The following is a 5206-nucleotide window of genomic DNA, read 5'->3' as shown; positions in this document are numbered from 1 at the left end:
GAAAAGCCGGGTGGGGATATGCTTTCTTCCCGTTTTGCTTGCGCTCTCCCCACGCTCCAAGCTGGGGTACTTCTCCAACATATAGGCGTGAAAATCGTCCTGCCACTTTGTCAGATTGGCCCGGTTGCCTATGATTTCTTTGGCGCACAGGCGGTTGTCTTTCGTCAGCGGAACAAAGGTCAAATGCAGGTGGGGCGTTTTCTCGTCCATGTGTACTACCGCCGACACGATATTTTCCCGGCCTACCCGGTCAATGAGGAAGTCCGCCGCTCTTTTGAAAAACGCCTGTATTTCCTCCGGGGATTTCTTCTTGAAAAACTCCGGGCTGGCGGTTATCAGCGTATCGACAAAGCGTGTACTGTCTTTCCTCGTTCTGCACCCAGACTGTTCAATGCGGCTCTGAATGAAATGGTAGTAGCGCCCCTCCGGCTTGACGATATGGAAATTGTACCTGCTCCGGCTGGTGTCAATGTCCGGGTTGCTGGCGTACTGCTCCTTTTTCCGTTCGTGGTGGGCTTCCAGTGGCCCCGCCGGGTGTCCCTTGTGCTTCTCAAAACGCAAAATTGCGTGTTGTGCCATTGAACTCCTTTCCCCATTCCATTCCTTTCCGGCGGGTTTCCCCACCGAAAATATCTCTGATAGGATTGGAATGGAATAGATATAAATAAATGGTTTTAATCTCTGTATTTCTATATACCGTCCGGTTTCCGTACTCCAAGAGGATTGATTTTCGTACTTGTAGGGTACGGTTTTCAGCCCTCCGGCGTACCGCAGCCGGACTTCTTGAAGTCGGTGTTTGGAACCGCTTCATAGGATTTTGGGTAAATGCGGTTGGGTTTTCCACAGCCCTGTTTCTGTATTTCCACCAGCCCCGCATACTGCAACTCCCGCAGGGTATTCACCGCCTTCTGCCGCCCACAGTGGAGCAGGGCGACCACCTCGCAGATGGGGTAATACAGGTAAATCCGCCCATATTCGTCCGCCCACCCGTTTTTCCGGGATAACTCCGCCCGCCGCAGGATAAAGGCGTACAGCACCTTCGCTTCGTTGGACAGGGGCTTGAATGATGGGGCTTCAAAAAGGAAATTGGGGAGCCGGGTGAAGCTGATGACTTTCTCCGGCTGGTGAATGTAAATCGTGTTTGTCATAGCGTGTTTTGTGGACGGTTAGAAGCCCGTTTTCCGGGGTGGGCGATAAAACATACCGCCCGCCCCGGTTTTGGGCTTGCGGAGCCTTGCAAATCAAGGTTTTTCTCCGCCTTAACTGTCCACAGCAGACCTCCTTTTCCGTTCACTTTCTGTTTTCTGCCGCCTGTGTACTCTGGCGGCGCAGTTCGGGCAGTATTTGCCCCGGTTGGATTTTGGCACATAGGGCTTTCTGCAGACCGAGCAGCGTTTCAAAGCACAGTCACGGTAAATCTCCGCTTCCAGCGTCCTATCCAGCGGCAAGACCGCCCAGCGGAACCACTTGCAGCAGACGGAGAATGTAATCATCTGCGGACAGGTGCAGGTGTCGCCATCGTCCAGCGCAAAGCAGTTTCCACCACCACAGTTGCAGCACTCCCGGCGGATCAGGCTGCTGGCCCGCTTCCTCTGCGCCGGGGTCATGCGGTAGGGGAAGCTGTCCGGCCTGTGTTCCAGCGGTGGCAAATGTTGATAGGGTCTTTCTTTCATGCACTCCCTCCGTTGTTCTTCTTGCTGCCGTTTTCCCCGAAAAGGCTTCCTGCCCCATTCCTGCGGCGTGTTCCGGCGTTGGTACGCTCACCCTCTCTGGTCACGGTGTCCAGAAGCGGGGTCACAGCACACTTCCCCAGCCGGGGTATTCCTTTTCAGACGGTCATTTAGTCTTCAAGAGGCTTGTCCATCGATGAACTATCTCAAGTGTATACTTTTTTGATTGCCTGTGCCGTATATCCAAGAGGTAGGAAATCAGCCCGGAAAACTCGCTATTTCCACGCTCTCGGAATTGTGGTATAATGAGAAAATACAGAACAGTAAATTGAAAGTTGACGCCGATGAAAATAAATGAAAAGAGAGAACATCTATGCTCAATGCAGGAAGCAGGATAGTAAATAATTGGATATATCCTATTGACAACGGCTATGTACTGATTGATACAGGGTATGAAAGAGGATTTGCACATTTCAAAAAGCAACTGGCAAAGATGCAAATAGCCCCTCAACAGATACGATATATTTTTCTGACACACGCTCACGATGACCATGCAGGCTATTTGAATGAAATACTCTCGGAATGCTCTGACATTCAAATCGTTATGAGTGACAAGGCGTTAGAAAGATTATATAAAGGGCAAAACTCTTTTCATGGCGGTTGCACAACCAAGATTGCCTTGCTCTTTTGTTTCTTAATGAAATTTGTTGGCAAGGGCAAGCATTTGTTTCCTCCAATAACGCAAGAATATTCATGTAGATGTATTCAAGTGACCGAACAAAACCGTAAGCAAGTGGAACTTTTATTGCAAGGAAAAATCATTGATACTCCCGGTCACACCGCCGATTCCATATCTCTTTTAACTAATGACGGTTCTCTATTCTGCGGCGACGCTGCTATGAACGGATTGCCAAGTTTACACAGAATAACTATTTGGGCGGAGGATAAAACGGATTTCCTAAAATCTTGGGAAACAATCATCGCACTTAGACCAAATCTAATATATCCGGGACATGGCAAGCCGTTTGGATATGACGACCTTAAAATAAATCTAAAGCGGGCAAAAAATATGGAATTATTACCGATTCACTAACTTCCGATTTATCGAACAGACAAGGAGGGCGAGAAAATGTCTTTATCCATTCAAGAACGCTTGAAAGACCTGCGTGTGCAGCGTGGCTTGACGCTGGAACAGCTTGCAGAGCAGACGAATCTCTCCAAGTCTGCGTTGGGCAGTTATGAAGCGGACGATTTTAAGGACATCAGCCACTATGCTCTTATCAAGCTGGCGAAGTTTTACGGCGTGACCACCGACTATCTGCTGGGGCTGTCTGAAATGAAGCGTCACCCAAACGCTGATCTTGCAGACCTGCGTTTGAGTGACGGAATGATTGACCTGCTGAAAAGCGGGCAGGTGGACAATGCTCTGCTGTGCGAATTGGCGGCGCACCCGGATTTTATCAAGCTGATGGCCGACCTTGAAATCTATGTGAACGGAACGGCGGTGAAGCAGGTACAGAGCGCAAACGCCATTGTGGACGCTATGAGCGCAATGATTATGAAACAGCACAATCCCGGCTTGACCGACCCGCAGTTAAGACAGCTTATCGCTGCCCATATTGATGATGACAGCTTTTGCCGTTACATAATCCAGCAGGACATAGACGAGATAGCCGCCGGCCTGCGGGAAGCCCACAGGGAGGATTTTTTCAGCGTCCCGGAGGATAACCCGCTGAAAGGATTATTGGAAGCCGCTACCGAAATTACCAACCCAGACAGTGACCCGGAGCAAGCGTCTTTGGCGTTTATCTGCAAACGGTTGCGGCTGAACTTTAAGAAGCTGTCCGGGGAAGAAAAGAAGTGGCTGAAAAAGATTGCACAGAAGTCGGACTTGCTGAAAAAACCAACCCCACAGCGGGGACGGAAGTAAGAAAATAAAAAATCGCATTTTGTAGGAGGTATATTATGTCATTGGAAAAAGTTTATGATTATTTCCATAATTATGATAAGCAGACTTATCAGGTTGTAGCTTGTATGGGAAATGAGCCATCGGAGCAGGATATAAAGGATTTTGAAAATCAGTATGGGATAAATCTTCCTGCTGATTTTAGAGAGTTCACTATGTCCCCATTAGGTGGGCTTTATATGGAGGTTCGAGAAGAAATATGGCCACAAGCGAAACAATATGACATAGGCCCATTTTGGTCATTCTGTCGAGGAATTATAGTCTATGGAATTGCCAATGGAATACCCGATTTTTTGGATATTCGTGAAAAAACGAAAGAACTACACGATGAAGGTTTTACTGATTTTATCCCATTCTTGTCCATTATAGGGAATGGTGATGAAATATTTTGTTTTGACAAGAATAATAACATAGTCCTTCTTGACTACTACACAACAGGAGAAGCTACACCGATTGAGGGGACTTTTTCAGATTGCTTGATGAACCAAATTGCGGAGTTAGAAGAACGGAAAAACAAGAAAATCCGGGGAGAGGATAAAATCAACTAATTCTGATTTGCGAGGAGAATTGTGACTATGATAGAGTTGAATACATTCAAAAAAATATTGGAAGAAAATGAAGAACGCTTGCCATTACTAACGCTTGATGAATTTTTCGATGGAAACACAGAGGAGGATTCCATTGCTCCGAACCAATGGGAATTTGGCCGTCCAACGCTTTCTGAAATACGAAATATGCTACAAAAGATTGAGTTAATGCCTGACATAGCATGGGTGCGTGTTGCTCTCCACGATGATACAGAAATCGTAGAAAACAATGGGAAAGAAGAATTAGTTCTTGCAGGAGATACAATCGTGATTTGCACAACCATTTTGCCTGCGGAATTAGAAAAATTAGTAAATTGCGAATGGCTATGCTCTGATGGAGTAATTACAATAGAGGCATTTGAATTAAATACTTATTCGTGCGTACCACCAATTCCAGATAACTTCGATTGTTTGGAAATCGTGTGGGACTAATCTAAAACTTTCAGTTTATCGGGGGAGATAGCAAAGGCAGCCGAGCCAGTCAACGGTCAAGATGAACGGCGCACAAATGCGCCGCCGTTGACAGCCCCGCCTGCCTTTGCTGATGGGCAATCAAGGCGGGAAAGCCCTAAAATGGCTTCCCGCCCATTTCAATTTTGAGAAAAGAACGACCACTAAAATAAATGAGTGTGGCCACACATATAGTCACGGTGTCTAAAGGTTTGGGACATTTTGTCCCATAGGCTGAGGACGGTGGACGAGGGCTTTCATATACGCCCTGTCTGCTGCTGAAACCAGCCCTTTGTTTCCGGCTTCCCAGCCCCAAACAAAGCCCTGTTTTCCTGCCGCTTCAAATGCCCTTGCCCTCCCCGGCGGCAACGGCATTTTCACGGCAACGCCGACAGAGCGTATAACACACTACACTTTGCTTCGCAAAGTCGTGTGCCAAATGGGGCGTTGCCCCCTTTGGATACCCCCACAACAAACAGGCGCTATGCCCCTTGCCGGGAGCATAGCGCCTGTTTGTTGTCAGCAGCCCGTTT

Annotated in this window: 8 protein-coding genes; 4 read left to right on the top strand and 4 right to left on the bottom strand. The window is 47.7% G+C overall.

The window, feature by feature from the left end; genetic code table 11:
- The 4 genes from mobV to D1841_RS19550 all read right to left on the bottom strand — a co-directional run.
- Nucleotides 1-579 (bottom strand): MobV family relaxase (gene mobV, locus D1841_RS16220; RefSeq protein WP_207710194.1); only part of this gene is annotated, 579 nt, incomplete at its 3' end.
- Between the two features lie 173 nt (nt 580-752).
- Complete coding sequence (locus tag D1841_RS16210; RefSeq protein ID WP_160203196.1) at nt 753-1148, bottom strand: replication initiator protein A; 396 nt, start codon at nt 1146-1148, stop codon at nt 753-755.
- Nucleotides 1149-1259: 111 nt separating this feature from the next.
- Complete coding sequence (locus tag D1841_RS16205) at nt 1260-1673, bottom strand: cysteine-rich VLP domain-containing protein (RefSeq protein WP_160644648.1); 414 nt, start codon at nt 1671-1673, stop codon at nt 1260-1262.
- Complete coding sequence (locus D1841_RS19550) at nt 1670-1798, bottom strand: hypothetical protein (protein ID WP_256377095.1); 129 nt, start codon at nt 1796-1798, stop codon at nt 1670-1672. The genes D1841_RS16205 and D1841_RS19550 overlap by 4 nt, the downstream gene beginning before the upstream one ends.
- Nucleotides 1799-2043: 245 nt before the next feature.
- On the opposite strand from D1841_RS19550, the gene D1841_RS16195 reads away from it, so the two are divergent.
- Genes D1841_RS16195 through D1841_RS16180 form a run of 4 tightly spaced genes read left to right on the top strand, consistent with a single transcriptional unit; the run spans nt 2044 to nt 4655 of the window.
- Nucleotides 2044-2763: an MBL fold metallo-hydrolase gene (locus D1841_RS16195; RefSeq protein ID WP_016304739.1), complete on the top strand. Its 720-nt coding sequence runs from the start codon at nt 2044-2046 to the stop codon at nt 2761-2763.
- A 36-nt stretch (nt 2764-2799) separates the two neighbouring features.
- Nucleotides 2800-3600, top strand: coding sequence for a helix-turn-helix domain-containing protein (locus D1841_RS16190; protein WP_120408066.1), 801 nt, complete (start codon nt 2800-2802; stop codon nt 3598-3600).
- A 35-nt stretch (nt 3601-3635) separates the two neighbouring features.
- Nucleotides 3636-4184: an SMI1/KNR4 family protein gene (locus tag D1841_RS16185; protein WP_016304741.1), complete on the top strand. Its 549-nt coding sequence runs from the start codon at nt 3636-3638 to the stop codon at nt 4182-4184.
- 27 nt (nt 4185-4211) lie between these two features.
- The gene (locus D1841_RS16180) at nt 4212-4655 is read left to right on the top strand and encodes a hypothetical protein (protein WP_016304742.1); all 444 of its coding nucleotides are present in this window, start codon (nt 4212-4214) and stop codon (nt 4653-4655) included.
- Nucleotides 4656-5206: the final 551 nt, after the last annotated feature.

Source organism: Neglectibacter sp. X4 (assembly GCF_009917365.1).
In the GTDB taxonomy this organism is placed as follows: domain Bacteria; phylum Bacillota; class Clostridia; order Oscillospirales; family Acutalibacteraceae; genus Acutalibacter.
This window is presented reverse-complemented; position numbering and strand designations above follow the sequence as displayed.

What these genes read in the sequence shown, in the direction of transcription:
- D1841_RS16180 (WP_016304742.1), top strand. Translation starts at nt 4,212, where the DNA reads ATGATAGAGTTGAATACATTCAAAAAAATATTGGAAGAAAATGAAGAA.
- D1841_RS16205 (WP_160644648.1), bottom strand. Translation starts at nt 1,673, where the DNA reads ATGAAAGAAAGACCCTATCAACATTTGCCACCGCTGGAACACAGGCCG.
- D1841_RS16190 (WP_120408066.1), top strand. Translation starts at nt 2,800, where the DNA reads ATGTCTTTATCCATTCAAGAACGCTTGAAAGACCTGCGTGTGCAGCGT.
- D1841_RS16210 (WP_160203196.1), bottom strand. Translation starts at nt 1,148, where the DNA reads ATGACAAACACGATTTACATTCACCAGCCGGAGAAAGTCATCAGCTTC.
- D1841_RS16195 (WP_016304739.1), top strand. Translation starts at nt 2,044, where the DNA reads ATGCTCAATGCAGGAAGCAGGATAGTAAATAATTGGATATATCCTATT.
- D1841_RS16185 (WP_016304741.1), top strand. Translation starts at nt 3,636, where the DNA reads ATGTCATTGGAAAAAGTTTATGATTATTTCCATAATTATGATAAGCAG.